Raw genomic sequence first — 16,976 nt, 5'->3', positions numbered from 1 at the left:
CGGGCCGGCCGGACTGGCCTTATAAGGGGCCTGCGTCAGACCTGCAGATCCAGGCCCACGACTTCGACTTCAGGCGCTTCGCGCGTGCCAGCTACAGCCTGGTAGGTTGAGAGCGCCTGCTGCATATAGCGCGGAAGCGACCCCGAGTCGTCCCATTCCAGCCGCGCCGCCCGGGCCCGCATTTCAACGGGTCTGTCAAAGCTGTAGCTATCCTGGGTATCTGGAGAGTCCGGGCGGCCCTGGGCCGGCTCCGGCAGCTGAGGCTGTCGTTTTTGCCGGGCCTCCGCAAACGTCCCTGCATTATCTGCCGGCAAAGGTGTCGACGCACGACGATCCTGCCCGCGCTCAAAAGGTATAACGGCGGGAAAACCGCCAGATAAAGGACCACCTACCACGATTGCGCGTACCTGAGACGTTAGAGGGCAAGAGAGTGTTTAGTGAGGCCAGCTGAGCAACTGAGTATAGACAGTCGACCGAACATATCGCCAGTTTTAAGCACCAGGCAGCCCGACGCACCCGTTCCGGGCGAATTACATTCCATGTAGAATGCCCTCCCCGGCCGAGTGCCACCCGGAACACGACAGGAACGTCGGCGATGCAAGTTGTTCCTACTACTACTCTGCTCTGCCCTCTCTGCTCGGCGCCGCTCCAGCGGGCGCAACGTCAATGGCAGTGCTCCAGCAACCATTGCTTCGACATTGCACGCCAGGGCTATGTAAACCTGCTTCCCGTCCAGCATAAAAAATCCCGGGAACCCGGTGACAGCAAAGCGATGGTGTTGGCAAGGCGGAACTTTCTGGAACAGGGTTTCTACCGCCCGATTGCTGAGAAACTGACGGCGTTGGCCGTAGAGAAGGCGTCGGTCGAGCCCGCCGCAAGCCCTTTTGCAGTTCTCGATGCGGGTTGCGGTGAAGGCTATTACCTGGAGTACCTGATTCGAGCACTGGGCACCCTGCCACAGGCTGATCGGGCTGTGTCGGCTGTTGGGTTGGATATCTCGAAAGACGCCATTGCGGCCGCTGCCCGACGCGGCCGGGATATCCAATGGGTCGTCGGCACCAACGTACATCCACCGTTGGCCCCGGGTTCTGTAGATCTCCTTCTCTGCCTGTTCGGCTTCCCCAGCTTCAGGCATTTCCGCTCGCTTTTGTCTGAGTACGGACGCTGCATTCTGGTCGATCCCGGGCCAGACCACCTGATCGAACTCCGCGAGACGATCTACCCGGAGGTGCGACGCTCGCCTGCGCCATCGCTGGCCGAGGCAGAGGAACAGGGGCTGCAGCTGCAGCATGCCGAAACGCTCCGTTACACCATCGGTGACATGGAACAGGCACAGATTCACAACCTGCTGAGCATGACACCGCACCTCTACAAAGCCAGTACTGAGGGCAAGCAGTCAGCAGCGAACCTGGCGCGAATGGATCTGACGGTCGATGTGGTTTTTCGGATAGTCGGAGCTAAACCTGCGAATGAACACCAGTGATAGAGCGAAAATCTAGCTGCTGCTTATGTCATCGGCCGGGCAGTTTCTGCCAGGCGACGGAATCCCGCAGATACACAGGTGCCACGTCTTCTGCGTTACAGTGATTGCCATTGAGGAAGTCCCGTACAGCCAGGCGCACGATTGCATCGGCGGTCGGGAAGATGGCGGCGTCGCGGTTTTTCACTGCGTTTGTCACTTCCGCGGGCATACGGTCGGCAAGCGTCCAGCCATCGCCCGCACCGAGCCAGGCCCGAGCGGTCGCCGGCAGCGTAACCGCTTCCGGCGCACAGACCCGTTCATCGCTGGCAGGTAAAACCAGACCGTCCGCAAATTCGAAGCAGCCCCAGTAAACCTCACCCATGCGCGCGTCGAACGCCGCTGCCACGTGGCTCACCTTGTGCGCCAGTGCGCCCTGGAGGGCACATGCGGCGAGAGACGAGACCGGCAGAACCGGGCAGTTCAACCCGAAGGCCAGACCCTGGGCTACGCCCGCAGCTATGCGCAGACCAGTGAAAGAACCCGGGCCACGACCGAAGGCCACCGCCGCCAGATCTGCCGGCACGAGCCCCTGCTCGTCAAGCAGGGACTGAATCATCGGCATCAACCGACGGGTATGAGTACGAGGGGTGGATTCAAGGTAACTGAACACTTGCCCGTCGCGCCATAGCGCTACCGAACAGGCTTCCGCGGTTGTGTCCAGAGCCAGAATATTCACGGGGGAAAATCCATCATAATGGCGGGGTTGCGGAGGTAGCGCGGCAGTATGCTGCCACGCCGGCACTTTTCAGGGCTTCATTTGCGAAAGAATGCGCTCGCGTATGGCCTGCATGTCGCCTTTGCCTTCAACAGCCACATAGACCGGTGCCTTCTCGGGCTCCCGCGCTGACCAGTCACGATAAAAACGGACCAACGGCGCAGTCTGCTCATGGTAAACCTGCAAGCGCTTGCGTACGGTGTCCTCGCGATCATCTTCACGCTGGATCAGCCGTTCGCCAGTCTCATCGTCAATGCCCGGCACCTTGGGCGGATCATAGGTTTCATGGTAGATACGACCACTCGCCTCATGCATGCGACGGCCGGAGAGACGGTGAACGATCTCCTCGTCTTCCACTGCGATTTCCACGACGTAATCGATGTCGATACCTTCCTTCCGCAGCGCTTCTGCCTGGGGAATGGTGCGCGGGAATCCGTCGAGCAGGAAACCATTCCGGCAATCGTCCTCCTGAATGCGCTCGTCGATCAGCTTGATGATGATTTCGTCGGAAACCAAAGCGCCACTGGACATCACTTCCTTGACCTGAACGCCCAGCGGCGTGCCTGCTTTCACCGCTGCCCGAAGCATGTTGCCAGTGGATATCTGCGGGATATTGAAACGCTCGGTAATGAACTCAGCCTGAGTTCCCTTACCCGCGCCAGGGGGGCCTAGCAAGATCACTCTCATGGTCGGATTGCTCCATTTCGGTTATTGAAAATATCGGTAGCGACTCAACCGCAGGGTGTCTCATCCGAGCCTGTGAACCCGAGGTGGACGTGGATCACCGCGAATGTCAGCAGAGCCTGGCCGCGCGTCCCAGGCCGCAGCGAGTGAGGGCCGGTCGGTCGAACGAGCCCGCAACCATCGACCTTCCCCAGCGCTACGCCGGAGGCCGATAGCGGGCTCGAGCCTGCAACCGCAGAGCCTTGCCGCAAAGAGATCAGGGATTATACGGGTTGACTGGAGTCAGAGAAAGGGTACTTAAGTCACAGACTCGTGCCCTGCCCGGGTCGACCGGGCCTGCCGAGACGCACCGGCCACTGGTCAGAACCGCTCAGGCCGCGAGGGAACTCGCAAGGGTATCGAGCTCAGCACTTGCGCTATCGATGGCCTGAGCCAGCCTTTCCAGTGCTGCTGCGTCCAGGCCGAGAGCGACCATAGCGGGCGTCGTCTCGCGTTCGTCGAACTCATCCCCGATACCGCGCGCTTTTAGCACCTCATTAGCCAGCTGCACTGCGGCAACATAGCCGGCGAACTCGCCCCTGTAACCCGTACCCTGGTGTACGCCGGCCACTTTCACTACTTCATCGGGAAGCTGCCAGAGTTTTGCCAGTACGCCGCCTATTGCACCGTGGCCGACGGCCAGCACCTCATCGCAGCCACTTTCACCAAACACACGCCGCTCCAAGGTGGCGAGCGGCAACTCAGGTTCCTCGGTCCGCAGGCGGTTGAGCACCCGGAACTCTGCCGGGTATAGATGGGCAACCAGCAGAAGGCCAAAATTGTGCAACAGACCACATAGATAGGCCATATCCGGCTTGATCGTTTCCTCCGTATCCGCAGCGGCCGCAATAGCCTGGGCTAGATAGGCGCAGTGAAGCGAGTGCCGCCAGAAAGCGCTGAGACCCAACGGTCCCTCGTCAGGAATGGTGAACGCCTTACTGGCGGCCAGCCCCATCGCCAAATGACCCACACGGTCAAACCCCAGGACCCGGGTGATGGCCTCCTGAACGGAGTCCAGCTGGCCTGGATAGCCGAACAGTGCAGAGCGTGCATAACGCAGCACCTGGGCGGTCAGGCTCGGGTCCTGCTCAATCAGGCGGGTAAGGTCGGCTGCAGAAGAATCCGGGTCCCGGGTGACCCGCAGAATATGCAGCGCAACCGCCGGCATGGGCGGCAAGCGATACAGATTCTGCAGCCTCAAGGCTATGTCGTCGAGTGTGAGGTCGTGGGCCATAGGTCTGTATTCACTCTTGTTCTGACTGGACTATAAAGGGCCTCACCTCAGTCTAGCTGCTCCTCGTGGTTATGCCCGGGTTTGCCGGCTGGCCTGGCATCAGCCGGTGTTTCGCATGCCTGCGGCTATACCGGCCATGGTCACCTTGAGTGCTCGCTCAACTTCTTCGGGAACGCCCCCGCCCGCTTCGCGGTCACGCCGCAGCAGCTCGGCCTGCAAGTAATGCAGGGGGTCCGTATACGGGTTGCGGACCCGGAGGGAATGAGCAAAAACCGGCTCAGCTTCCAGCAGTGTTTCCTGTTTCTTGAGCCTGTTGAGATGCCTGACACAGTCCTGCAGCCTTGCTCTCAAGGTTGCTCCGAGCGGCTTGAGTCCAGCTTCTACCAGGCGCTCCTCGTAGTACACAGCGATGCGCAAGTCGGCCTTGGCCAGCACCATCTCCAGCATATCAATGTATGTCCGGAAGAACGGCCACTGTTCGATCATCTCTTCCAGTACGCCCTGGTGCCCTGCTTCGAGCGCTTCACCCAGTGCTTCATCGCTGCCGAGCCATGCAGGCAGCATCAGGCGCATCTGGGTCCAGGCAAAAATCCAGGGAATAGCGCGAAGGCTCTCGACGCCACCGCTCGCTTTGCGTTTGGCCGGACGACTGCCCAGTGCGAGCTTGCCCAGTTCCTGCTCGGGCGTCGCCTGGCGGAAGTACGGCACAAACTCCGGAGTTTCACGCACCAGTTGCCGGTAGGACGCGAGCGAGCGCCCGGTCAGACTGTCCATCATTTCCCGCCAGCGTGGCTCAGGCTTCGGCGGCGGGGTCAGGGTGGCTTCCAGCACGGCGCTGAGATAAAGCGTCAGGCTCTGTTCCGCCATGCGCGGCAAGCCGAACTTGAAGCGAATCATTTCCCCTTGTTCGGTAATCCTGAGACTGCCTTTTACCGAGCCAGGCGGCTGCGAGAGAATTGCACGGTTGGCCGGCCCGCCACCGCGGCCGACAGTGCCTCCACGGCCGTGGAAAAGAGTGAGATGCACCCCGTACTGTTCGGCAACCTCGGTCAACGCTTCCTGGGCCTGATACTGCGCCCAGGCCGCGCGCATCTGCCCGGCATCCTTGGCCGAGTCCGAATAGCCGATCATGATCTGCTGGTGGTCAGCGCAATACCGGCGATACCAGTCGACTTTGAGCAAGGCCTCCAGACTCTGTGGTGCCCCTTTCAGGTCATCCAGTGTCTCGAAAAGTGGCACGATTTCCAGGGGCTCCTGCCGGCCGCACTCCCGCAGCAACAGGATCACCGCCAGCACATCCGACGGTGTGCTGGCCATGGAAATCACATAAGAACCCAGCCCCTCCGGTGGCTGTTCCGCCACCACTTCACAGGTGTCGAGCACCTCCCTGACCGCGGCACTGGGGCGCCAATGGCGCGGAATCAGTGGCCGCTCACCTTTCAACTCTTCTATAAGAAACTGCTGGCGCCGGGATTCGTCCCACTCATCATAGGGGCCGATGCCAAGGTAATTCAGTAGCTCTGCGAGTGCCTCGGTATGACGTGCGGCCTCCTGGCGAATATCCAGCTTGACCAGTTGCAGCCCAAACGCATGCGCCCGTCGCAGTGTCGCAAGCAGCCGGCCTCGGGCAATGACGTCCAGACCGCGCTCACAGAGGGAGTGGTAGCAAAGTTCCAGCGGCTCGATCAGTTCGGCGTTGTTCAGGACAATATTCGTCTCGTCGGCCTGATTCCCGCGAATCCGGGCCTCAGCCCAGTCCCGGGTTGCCAGTAGGCGCTGTCGCAGCTGGCCCAGAACTTCCCGGTATGGCTCACGGCTTTCCGGTGCCCGCTGGCGAAGGGCATCGCTGGCATCCCACATGGACAGCTCGGCCCGCAACGCCTGGATATCGCGCAGGTACAGATCAGCGGCCATCCAACGGCTCAGCCAGAGCACTTCCCGCGTCACGGTGGCGGTAACGTTGGGGTTACCGTCCCGGTCGCCGCCCATCCAGGAAGCAAAGCGAATGGGCGCGCTGTCCAGCGGCAACCCTTCCCCGGTTGTTTCCAGCAACGCCCGGTCGAGCTCGTGCAAAAACTCCGGTACGGCGTGCCAGAGGCTGTTCTCGATCACGGCGAAGCCCCATTTTGCTTCATCCACAGCCGTTGGCCGCTCGTAGCGGATCTCGTCGGTGTGCCATGCCTCGGTAATCAGCTGCTTCAGCCGCTCGGTCAGCCTCGCCTCTTCATCGGCCATCAGGTCCTCGTGGTCGAGACCTTCAAGCGTTGCGGTTATCTCGTCGTACTTCTGGATCAGTGTGCGCCGTGCCACTTCGGTCGGGTGGGCCGTCAGCACGAACTCCATCCTCAGGTCGGCGACACACCGGGCCAGCCTGCTCTTGTCAATGCCTTTGGCCTGCAGCCGCCTGAAAGTGTCCGTCAGTGGCTCAAGGGCCAGGTCGGCACTGTGGCCACGATGGCGGCGGACGTTGTGGTGCTGCTCGGCGATATTGGCCAGATTCAGAAACTGATTGAATGCGCGGGTGACCGGCAAAAGTTGCTCGTCAGACAGGTCGCTCAGCAGCTCCGCCAGCCGCTGGCCCGATCCCGACTCCTGGCGCCGATCGGCTTTTGCGGCCTTGCGGATCTGCTCGATAAGCTCATAAAACTCCGGCCCCGGGTTATGCTGAATGCACTGACCCAGGATATCGCCCAGGCGTCTGACATTTTCTCGCAAGGCAGGATGAAGCTCGGTCATATAAATCCTCCGCTGGGGTAGACTGGCAAGAGACGCAGTCCCACGCTAAGGTAGTAACAGGGGCCGTTCGCGGTCCGTTAAAAACCGCAGAGAAGCCTCAGGCCGACTGCCATCCTATTAGTGCCTATAGCAAGGGAATGTTCAAGGAGCGCCGCTATGAAAGTTACCGATCTTTCCAAAACCTGGGATGAAGGGCGTAAGTCCGAGGACCGTCCCCGTAATTACCGCCTGCGGCTCCCACTGGAGGATGCAGCACGACTGGCGGCGCTGGCTGAACTGTATCCCAACCGCTCCGAGGAAGAAATTCTCAACGACATTGCGAACGGCGCGGTGGAAGACCTGGCGGAATTGAACGGCTTGAAAGACGGGAAAAACGATAAAAAAAGCTGACCCGGGTAGCGATGAGTACCCGGCGACGGGTGTGCCCCCGGGTGCCCGCTTTGGTCAGGTCTGATCGAGACAAGTAAGACCAGAGGAGACTTTCAGGCCAGAGGCGCTTTTCAGACCAGTCAAGACTTGAGCTATGGTAGCAGGCCTGGACTGATCAGCAGAATCTGACCTGGAGAGTGCGAAAGAGCGGACTGCTGGCGTGCGCGAACAGCTGACCGTACCGTTACCGGTCATGGGAAGGCCGACATAACGGGGATGCCCGACATAATCATCTGATTGTGCCGGACAACATTGTGCCGGACAACAATGTTCCGCCCTATGGAAGCTCCTGAGGTTTAGCTCCTCAGGCGACCTTGCTCAAGGTTTTGCTCTTGAGCTCTTGCATGTACTTCTGTGAGAGCGTCAGGTATTTCGGCGTGATACCTGCGTCCTCGTAGATTTCGTAGCCTTCTTCGTCGTACGCAACAACGCGTTCGCCCTGAACGTAGGGGAAACTGGTCTCCAGTTCATCCAGTGCTGCCGAGACAAGATCACGGATCAGTTCTTCACGCGACTTCAGCGGGTACAACTGCTCCAGCCTTTCCAGATAACCCGCATTCTGCTCGGACAGTGCAACAGTGTAGGTATCCTGGGTCAGCCGACCACGGGCATGTTTATCCCAATAGCGAACCAGCTCTCTGATCTTCATACGGACCTCTCTCGCTAAATCTCTCGCAAACCAATGTCACTTGTTTCCCGGCGGGAAAAGCCGAGGAAAAAAATGAACAACGGCCCTATTAGGCCGTTTTATAGAGTTTAGCCAATCCGGGCGACGAACTGGGGCCTTTAAGGTTACGGATTGTACTTATCTGTATCTTCCCGTAGGCCCAAGGTATCAGCTCCTGCGGGCGTATTTTGCTGCTCAAGAAGCTTTGCCTTGGCCTGCCTCCACAGGCTGTCCAACTGGGCTTCGTCCTGCGAGGGGAAATCTGCGCCCTGGCCGCTCAAGCTCTGCTCCATGAGCCGAAAGCGTTGTTCAAATTTGCGATTCGCCCGGCGTAGCGCTTTTTCGGGATTGACCTTCAGGTAGCGGGCCAGATTGACGCAAACAAAAAACAGATCGCCCACTTCGTCTTCCACCGCATCGGCGTTACCGTGCTGCAATGCGCCGCGAATTTCGGCGGATTCCTCCTCAAGCTTGGCAAAAACCTGATCGACTGACGTCCAGTCAAACCCAACACCAGCCGCCCGTTTCTGAACTTTTTCGCTTCTCACCATGGCTGGCAGCGCCGCCGGTATATCGGCCAGAATGCTCGGGTCGGGCTTCCGCTCCGGCCCGCCGGCTCGTTCGGCGGCTTTGATCCGCTCCCAGGTGGCATTGATCTCGCTCTGCTCGGGTACGTCTCCCGGGGCGCGGGCGCTCTCAAGTGTGCCACCCGGAAATACGTGAGGGTGACGACGCAAAAGTTTGCGCACCAGGTTGTCGATGATGGCGCTCAGATCGAAATGGCCCTGCTCCCGCCCCAACTGTGCATAAAACACCACCTGGAAAAGCAGGTCTCCCAGTTCGTCTTTCAGATGGGGGTAGTCTTTGCGCTCAATGGCATCAGCCACCTCATAAGCCTCTTCCAGCGTATGAGCCACGATGGTGCTGAAGTCCTGTGCCAGGTCCCAGGGGCAGCCAAGGTCCGGGTCGCGCAGGCGTGCCATCAGGGCAGTCAGGTCGTCCAGAGTGTAATGCTGGTCCATAGAAACTCCCCTTGTATCTACTGGCGCTGAGGCATCAGGAACGAACGTTCTGCTTGCGACGGACCTCGATAATATTCGGCAACTGTCTCACCTGTGCCAAAAGACGCGCCAGTTGCTCAAGCCCACTGATCTCAACCGTCAGCCGAATCGAGGCAATATGCTCGTTGGCATCGGAAAGCGTGTTCAACGCCAACACATTGGTCCGCTGGGCCGAGAGTATGTGAGTGATGTCGCGCAACAGTCCTGACCTGTCATAAGCCTGGATTTCTATATCCACCGGATAAACCGCCTCAGGCGCCGCACCCCAACTCACTTCTATAATACGGTTGGGCTCTGCTTCCCGTAACTGAAGGAAATTCATGCAGTCCTGCTTGTGAACCGTGACGCCGCGCCCGATGGTGATATAGCCGCCGATCGGGTCGCCCGGCAGAGGCTTGCAGCACTGCGCCACGGAGGTCTTGAGCCGGCCGACGCCCTGAATCTGTATATCTGATTCAACGCTGTAGCCATCGAGCTTGGCCCGCCCGAGTTGCAGGTGCATCTGCTGATCCCGCGGCTCGATCATCTGCTGGGCAACGTGCGCCACCTGGGTTGGCTTCAGGTCACCGGCACCCACAGCGGCATACATATCCTCGGCTGTTTTGTAGTTGACCTTGAGCGCCAGCTGTTCCACCGGCACGCTGCCCAGGGAAAGCCGCCGGAACTCATCTTCAAGAATGGCCCGACCATCGGCGACATTGCTGTCCCGGTCCTGCAGTTTGAACCACTGGGTCAGCTTGGCCCGGGCACGGGCGGTCTGAATATAGCCCAGGCTGGGGTTAAGCCAGTCGCGGCTCGGGGCGGGGCTATTGCCGTTGAGTATCAGCACCTGGTCGCCGGTTTGCAGGGCATAGGTCAGTGGCACAATGCGGCCATTTACCTTGGCGCCGCGACAGCTGTGCCCGACTTCGGTATGCACTCGATAGGCGAAGTCGACCGGTGTCGCCCCTTGGGCGAGATCCACTACATGGCCCTCGGGGGTGAACACATAGACCCGGTCAGGCGCAACTTCCCGTTTGAGCTGGTCGCTCAGGTTGGACAGGTTGCCCGCTTCCTCCTGCCACTCCAGAACCTGGCGCAGCCAGTTGATCTTGGCTTCATAACCGCTGGATTTGTTGCGGGTGTCCATGCCCTTGTAGCGCCAGTGGGCGCAAACTCCCAGCTCGGCTTCTTCATGCATCTGGTGAGTGCGGATCTGCACTTCCATGACCTTGCCTTCGGGCCCGACCACCGCCGTGTGCAATGACTGGTAGCCGTTCTCCTTGGGCCCGGCGATGTAGTCGTCAAATTCATTGGGAATATGGCGCCAGGTACCATGCACAATGCCCAGCGCGGCGTAACAGTCCCGCACCTCAGGCACCAGAATTCGTACCGCACGGACATCGTAGATCTGCGAGAAATCGATGCCTTTACGGCGCATTTTGCGCCAGATGCTATAGATGTGCTTTGAGCGACCCGTCACCTCACCCGCGATGCCGGCGGCGGCCATTTGCTCCCGAAGGCTTTTCAGCACCCGGCGTATGTAGGCATCGCGGTCCAGACGCTTCTCATCCAGCAGTTTCGCGATTTTCTTGTAAGCGGACTCGTGCAGGTAGCGAAAGGACAGGTCTTCGAGCTCCCACTTGATCTGGCCGATACCCAGGCGATGAGCAAGCGGGGCGTAGATATCGAATACCTCGCGGGCCACGCGCATACGCTTGTCGATCGGCGCGTTTTTGACCGCCCTGATCGCCACCGTTCGCTCGGCGAGCTTGATCAGTGCTACGCGCACGTCATCGATCATTGTCACGAGCATTTTGCGTACGTTGTCGAGCTGGCCCTGACTCTGCCCGAGCACCGAACCCTTCAAGGGATGGTGAAGCGTCGAGATGGCCGCCATCTGGGCCACACCACTGATCAGATAAGCAACCTCAGAGCCAAACTCTGCCTCTATTTCGGCAAGCGCAACGCGCTCCTCGCGCACGGCCCGGTAGAGCACGGCGGCGACGAGACTGCTCTGGTCCAGATGCAGGTCCACCAGGATCTGGACCATTTCCAGACCGGTCTGAAAACTGCTGGCGCCCCGGGCCCAGAGCCTGTCCTCCCTGACCGCCTTCTGGTCGATACTCCGGCTCAGCTCACACGCGCGCCTGAGCTGGTCGGGATTTTCCAATGGCACCCGCCGCTGGATTTCCTCCAGCCAGCAGGGTATGTCGACCTGCCCGTTCGGGGCCAGTGAATAGGTTTCTCGGACCTTGACCATGCCTGGGCCTTACTCCTGCGGAAACAGTCCCGCTATGATCAGAAAGCGAATCGGGCGCCGGTTCTTGCCGGTACTGTGTATCGACCCGTACTGTGCATCGACCGGTACTGTGCACCGACCCTTACTGTGTATCGACCCGTACTATGCATCGACCCGTTCGAACAGCGCCATGGACTCGACATGGGCGGTATGGGGGAACATGTCCATGACCCCCGCCCGGATCAGTTTATACCCCTGCGCGACCAGGGCACCGGCATCACGCGCCAGTGTCGCAGGATTGCAGGAGACATAAACGATCCGCTTTGCCCCAAACGCAGGCAAGTACTGTACCACCTCGAGCGCGCCAGACCGGGGAGGATCTATCAGGATCTTGTCAAAGCCCTCATGAGCCCACTTGGCGGCCGTGAAATCCGCCTGCAGATCCGCTGCGTGGAACTCGACATTGGTCAGGCCGTTCCGCTCGGCGTTCTCGCCGCCCCTGATGACCATCCGTTCGTCCCCTTCAACCCCTACGACATGGCCGGCGCGTGTTGCCAGCGGGATGGTGAAGTTGCCCAGGCCACAGAACAGATCGAGCACCCGGTCCTCTGGCTGCGGGTCAAGCCAGGCCAGCGCACGGTCAACCATCTGCTGGTTGATAGGTGCGTTAACCTGCGTGAAGTCCATGGGGTGGAAGTAAAGCCGTACGCCAAACGCCTCCAGAGTATAGGACAACCGATCCTCACCGCTTTCCGGCCACAGTTTGTGCACGGTATCCGGCCCTTTCGGCTGGAGGTAGATCTGTACGCCGTGAGTCTGACCGAAGGCAACCAGTGCCGCCACATCCGCTTGGGCAAGCGGCGCCAAGTGCCTGAACACCAGCGCGACTTCCTCATCACCACAGGCCACCTCTATCTGTGCCAATTCCCGGTAAACCGAGAGCGAGAGGATGAGCGCCTGCAGAGCCGGAATTATCTGGCCGACACGGGGATCCAGCACGGCGCAGCTGTCGATGGCCGTAATGAAGCTGTTGCGCTTCTCGCGGAACCCCACGAGGACTTCCTCCCGCTTGGTCACGTAACGGACACCTAGCCGGGCTTTGCGCCGATAGCCCAGTTCCGCTGCGGTCATTGGCGCTTCCCAATGGGCCGGGGCTATGCCCCCGAAATGGGCAAAATGCTCTTTGAGGGTCTCCTGCTTGAACGCTATCTGGGCAGAAGGTGCCATGTGCTGCAGACTACAGCCGCCGCAGATATCAGCGTGGGCGCATGGCGCCTCAACCCGCGCTTCTGACGTAACGCCCAGACTGACCGTGCGCAGTTCATCGAACCGGCGATGACGCCCGGTATAGACCGCGTCAACGGTTTCGCCAGGCAGCGCACCGTCAACAAAACAGATTTTTCCTTCAAGCCGGGCGATGCCGCGTCCGTCATGACTGAGGCTATCGACCGAAAGTGTCACGGGGTCTTTCGGCAGAGTGGGTCTGCGACGGCGTCTACTCATTGGACAGGGATTCCATATATCGGAGAAAGATCGGGCGCCCGAATGGCCAGTTGCGTTTGCCGCGGGCGCGTATGGTTTGCGGTTAACCGAAAACCCCGGTGGAGAGATAGCGATCGCCACGGTCACAGATAATCGCGACGATAACCGCGTTTTCAACTTCTGCGGAAATTCTCAAGGCAGCAGCGATGCTGCCGCCAGAAGATACACCGGCAAAAATGCCTTCCCGGGCCGCAAGAGCCCGCATGGTCTCCTCAGCCTCACGCTGGTCGATATCCATCACGACATCGACAGCATCAGCCTGGTAGATCCGTGGCAGATAGGCTTCCGGCCAGCGCCGAATGCCTGGAATAGCCGAGCCGTCGGCCGGCTGCAGACCGACGATCTGGACAGCCGGATTGCGCTCCTTGAGGTAACGCGAGGTACCCATAATGGTACCGGTGGTGCCCATCGAGCTGACCAGGTGAGTAATGCGACCGCCCGTCTGCTCCCACAGCTCCGGGCCAGTCGTACGGTAATGGGCCAGGGGGTTGTCGGCGTTGGCAAACTGGTCAAGCACCTTGCCCTTGCCTTCGCGCTGCATCTGCTCGGCCAGATCCCTGGCCCCTTCCATACCCTCCGCCTTGCTGACACTGATGATCTCGGCACCATAGGCTTTCATGGCCGCCCTTCGCTCTTCGCTCATGTGCTCAGGCATGATCAGGACCATGCGGTAGCCCTTGATGGCGGCCGCCATCGCAAGCGCAATACCGGTGTTGCCGCTGGTTGCCTCGATCAAGCTATCACCCGGGCTGATCTCACCGCGCTTTTCGGCTTCCTGAATCATCGAAAGCGCGGGGCGATCCTTGACCGAACCAGCGGGATTGTTGCCTTCAAGCTTGGCGAGAATGACGTTGGAGCTGGGCCCGGGCAGTCGTTGTAAACGCACCAGCGGCGTGTGCCCTACGTAATCTTCAATAGTGGGAAAGCTCATTATGGGCAACTCCTGAAAATGCCGCGGGCTGCGGTTTTTGCTCGAACACGACACTGACCTGTAACACAGGCCAGTGCTAGACTTGGCCGCTCCCTCCCGGCAGGTTTTCATTGAGCCGGGTGAATCAGACGAGGAACGGACAGACTGCCTGAACCGCTCAAGGGGCAGTATTTTACACACTGGTGGCCCGCTTTTTTAGACAAATATGCCGCCAGACGAACTGCAACGTTCCTGGTTCGCCCGTGGGCGCAGCCCCGGGGGTGCCCCATAAAAACAACACGAAGGCAATTAGCATGATGCGACGCTGGGGTATCCGTAAAAAGGTCCTGATGCTGGCGTTGGTGCCGACAACGGTCATTACCCTCGGGATCGGTTTCTTCTTTACCTACAGCTGGCTGGGCAACATTTCGCAGCTCCTTGAAAACCGCGGCCAGTCACTCAGCCGACAACTGGCCGCCGCCGCCGAGTACGGACTGCTTACGAGCAATGTCGACCTGCTGTTTGAACTGGCCAGTTCGCTACGGGAAGAACAGGACGTGCGCTCGGTATCGGTTTACGACGCCAATGGCACAGAGTTGATACATGCCGGGCCCAGGCGGTCGCTTTCCCTACCCGACGCTTTTCCTTTTGATCACCTCCCGCTACAGGCCCGGGATGCGCAAGTCTCCGTTTTCGCAGCCGCGATCGAGCGGTCTGGCTACGCAGGCGACGAGCCGGGCGCATGGCCGCAGCCGGACCAGGCGGCGCCCATGGGCTGGGCCGTCGTCGAGTTGGCTCATACCGGCATGTTCGCGGAACGCTATCGTGCCTTACTGATCAGCCTGTTGCTGATATTCGGCGGCATTCTGGTCAATACACTCATCGCCTTGCGCTTGAGCCAAGTCGTGACAGAGCCGATTTACAGACTCAAACGGGCCGCGGCCCGATTCAAGGAAGGAAAACTTGACGGCCGCGTCAACCTTGATTCCGGACCCGAGCTGGTTGAACTGGAATCGGGCCTCAACGAGATGGCTGCGGCGCTGAGCAAAGCTCAGGCAGAAATGCAGCAAAACGTCGACCAGGCAACCGAGGACCTGCGCGAAACGCTTGAGACCATCGAGATCCAGAACATCGAACTGGACCTGGCCCGTAAGGAAGCCCTGGAGGCAAGCCGAATCAAGTCAGAGTTCCTGGCCAATATGAGCCACGAGATCCGCACGCCTCTCAACGGCATAATCGGCTTTACCGACATACTGCTGAAAGGAGCTACCAATCAGCAGCAACACGAACACCTGACCACCATTCGCAAGTCCTCCGAAATACTGCTAACCATCATCAATGACATCCTCGACTTCTCCAAGATAGAAGCGGGCAAGCTCATTCTTGATCGTATTCCCTTCCGACTGCGGGAAATCGTCGAAGAGGTCATGGTCATGCTGGCACCTGCTGCGCATGCCAAAGATCTGGACCTCGTGCCGCTTATCTACACAGATGTACCCGACAACCTCGTGGGCGATCCGCTGCGGATAAAACAGATCATCAGTAACCTGATCAACAACGCCATCAAGTTCACACCCGCAGGCGAAGTCGTACTGCGCGCGATGCTGGACGAGGGCACTGGCCAGACACTGCGCCTGCGTCTGAGCGTCTCGGACACCGGCGTTGGCCTGTCCCGCGCCCAGCAGAAAAGTCTCTTCCATGCTTTCAGCCAGGCCGACGCCTCGACCGCGCGCCAGTATGGCGGCACTGGCCTGGGCCTGGTCATCTCGCGACGGCTGGCCGAAGAGATGGGCGGCGAGATCGGGCTTGAGAGCGAGTTGGGCAAGGGCTCAACGTTCTGGTTCACGCTGGCTACCGAAATGGCAGTAAACGCCGAGCCCAGTCCGCCCCAGGACGGTCTTCGCGGCGAGCGTGTCCTCTATCTGGAGCAGCAACCCACCACAGGCCTGGCGGCTGAGCATCTATTGCGCGACTGGGGCATGATCTGCGACCGGGTGGGCACGCCCAAAGAGGTGGCTGAACGTATTGCAGCGGCCCAGGATAAAGGTCAGGGCTACAGCGTGGCTATACTCGGCCTGCATCGCCACCTGCTGAATTCAATGCAGTACCGCGACCTTATCCGACAGTTAGAGGAAGAACGCGACTGTCGCGTTCTGCTGATGACACCCACGCTCGACGAGAATGAAACCGCGTTTGCAGCCCGCGCTTCGTCGCACATTGTCAAACCGCTCTGTCGTAACAAGTTCTACGGGATCCTTTACCAATTGATCCACGGTAATGCGGCAGGCAGTGACAAAGACAAGGCAGTTGAGCCGCCCGGGCTGGCGCCACAGATCGAGAGCAGTACGCGCCTGCCCCGTATACTGGCAGTCGACGATAACGAAGCGAACCTGAAGCTGATACTGGCCCTGCTGAATGGCCTGGGGCTTCCCGGGGTCGGCGCCAGCAGTGGCTTCGAAGCGCTGGGTCTGGTCCGGGAACAGCCCTTTGATCTTATACTGATGGACGTGCAGATGCCGGGTATGGACGGCATTGAGACGACGGGACGAACACGGGCTTCGGAAACCGATGGCCGGCACATCCCTATCATCGCCATAACGGCACATGCCCTCTCCGAGGAGCGCTCCCGCCTGTTACGATCTGGTTTTGACGCGTACCTGACCAAACCGATCGACGCCCAACAGTTAACGGAGTGCATCTGTCGACATACAGGCTGTGCCACACCGCCGGCGCCAGAGATCAAGCTCAGCACCGTTGAACCCAGCCCCAGCTTTCGTCCGTCACGCCGGGGCGAACAAGACGGCCCGGTAGACATTGAAGCGGGAATTGAACTGGCTGCCGGTAAACCCGACCTCGCCGAGGAGCTGTTCAGCATGCTGCTGGAGCATCTGGCCCAGGATGAAGCCGATATTCGGCAAGACTGGCAGGCGGGCAAGCGTGTCGCGTTACTTGAGCGGGTGCACAAGCTCCACGGTGCGACCCGGTATTGCGGCGTACCTGAGCTGCGCCATTGCGCCCAGTCTCTGGAAACCGCCCTGAAGACAGAGGAAAGCAGGATTGATGACGCGGTCGCCAGGTTCCTGGTTGCCATAGAACGTGTACAGGCATGGTGCGACGCCAATGACTGGCAGGCACTGTTCCGCCAACGCTCTGACGCGGCCGGCAGGCGACTTCAACCTCAGCTCAATGATCGCTAGGCAAAGCGCGTAGCTGGCA

At 59.8% G+C, this 16,976-nt stretch carries 13 protein-coding genes; 3 read left to right on the top strand and 10 right to left on the bottom strand.

The window, feature by feature from the left end:
- Window positions 1-35: 35 nt before the first annotated feature.
- Entirely contained in the window at window positions 36-395 is a 360-nt protein-coding gene (locus soil367_RS04820) for a hypothetical protein (protein ID WP_136547451.1), read from the bottom strand.
- A gap of 200 nt (window positions 396-595) precedes the next feature.
- On the opposite strand from soil367_RS04820, the gene soil367_RS04815 reads away from it, so the two are divergent.
- Window positions 596-1,483 carry a putative RNA methyltransferase gene (locus soil367_RS04815; RefSeq protein WP_136547449.1) on the top strand — a complete coding sequence of 296 codons (888 nt, stop codon included), beginning with the start codon at window positions 596-598 and terminating at the stop codon, window positions 1,481-1,483.
- Window positions 1,484-1,511: 28 nt separating this feature from the next.
- Here soil367_RS04815 and tsaB read toward each other — a convergent pair whose 3' ends face one another.
- The 4 genes from tsaB to ppc form a co-directional block, all read right to left on the bottom strand.
- Entirely contained in the window at window positions 1,512-2,198 is a 687-nt protein-coding gene (tsaB, locus tag soil367_RS04810) for a tRNA (adenosine(37)-N6)-threonylcarbamoyltransferase complex dimerization subunit type 1 TsaB (RefSeq protein WP_136547447.1), read from the bottom strand.
- 69 nt (window positions 2,199-2,267) lie between these two features.
- Window positions 2,268-2,924: an adenylate kinase gene (gene adk / locus soil367_RS04805; protein WP_136547445.1), complete on the bottom strand. Its 657-nt coding sequence runs from the start codon at window positions 2,922-2,924 to the stop codon at window positions 2,268-2,270.
- Between the two features lie 367 nt (window positions 2,925-3,291).
- Entirely contained in the window at window positions 3,292-4,194 is a 903-nt protein-coding gene (locus soil367_RS04800) for an HDOD domain-containing protein (protein WP_136547443.1), read from the bottom strand.
- Window positions 4,195-4,293: 99 nt separating this feature from the next.
- Window positions 4,294-6,930 carry a phosphoenolpyruvate carboxylase gene (gene ppc / locus soil367_RS04795; protein WP_136547441.1) on the bottom strand — a complete coding sequence of 879 codons (2,637 nt, stop codon included), beginning with the start codon at window positions 6,928-6,930 and terminating at the stop codon, window positions 4,294-4,296.
- Window positions 6,931-7,086: 156 nt separating this feature from the next.
- Between ppc and soil367_RS04790 the strand changes: the two genes are divergently transcribed.
- Entirely contained in the window at window positions 7,087-7,320 is a 234-nt protein-coding gene (locus soil367_RS04790; protein ID WP_136547438.1) for a hypothetical protein, read from the top strand.
- A gap of 343 nt (window positions 7,321-7,663) precedes the next feature.
- Here the strand turns inward: soil367_RS04790 and soil367_RS04785 are convergent, their stop codons facing one another.
- From soil367_RS04785 to cysM, 5 genes are all read right to left on the bottom strand, one after another.
- A complete protein-coding gene (locus soil367_RS04785; RefSeq protein ID WP_136547435.1) occupies window positions 7,664-8,008 on the bottom strand; it encodes a pilin assembly protein in 345 nt (114 codons plus the stop codon).
- 143 nt (window positions 8,009-8,151) lie between these two features.
- The gene (gene mazG, locus soil367_RS04780) at window positions 8,152-9,048 is read right to left on the bottom strand and encodes a nucleoside triphosphate pyrophosphohydrolase (protein WP_136547433.1); all 897 of its coding nucleotides are present in this window, start codon (window positions 9,046-9,048) and stop codon (window positions 8,152-8,154) included.
- Between the two features lie 34 nt (window positions 9,049-9,082).
- On the bottom strand, window positions 9,083-11,329 hold the full coding sequence (gene relA / locus soil367_RS04775; protein ID WP_136547430.1) for a GTP diphosphokinase: 2,247 nt from the start codon (window positions 11,327-11,329) through the stop codon (window positions 9,083-9,085).
- A 141-nt stretch (window positions 11,330-11,470) separates the two neighbouring features.
- Window positions 11,471-12,811 carry a 23S rRNA (uracil(1939)-C(5))-methyltransferase RlmD gene (gene rlmD, locus soil367_RS04770; RefSeq protein ID WP_136547428.1) on the bottom strand — a complete coding sequence of 447 codons (1,341 nt, stop codon included), beginning with the start codon at window positions 12,809-12,811 and terminating at the stop codon, window positions 11,471-11,473.
- A gap of 82 nt (window positions 12,812-12,893) precedes the next feature.
- Entirely contained in the window at window positions 12,894-13,784 is an 891-nt protein-coding gene (gene cysM / locus soil367_RS04765) for a cysteine synthase CysM (protein ID WP_425459975.1), read from the bottom strand.
- A 290-nt stretch (window positions 13,785-14,074) separates the two neighbouring features.
- Here cysM and soil367_RS04760 point away from each other — a divergent pair, with 290 nt between their 5' ends.
- Window positions 14,075-16,957: an ATP-binding protein gene (locus soil367_RS04760; protein ID WP_246065529.1), complete on the top strand. Its 2,883-nt coding sequence runs from the start codon at window positions 14,075-14,077 to the stop codon at window positions 16,955-16,957.
- Window positions 16,958-16,976: the final 19 nt, after the last annotated feature.

Source organism: Hydrocarboniclastica marina, from assembly GCF_004851605.1.
Taxonomy (GTDB): domain Bacteria; phylum Pseudomonadota; class Gammaproteobacteria; order Pseudomonadales; family Oleiphilaceae; genus Hydrocarboniclastica; species Hydrocarboniclastica marina.
This window is presented reverse-complemented; position numbering and strand designations above follow the sequence as displayed.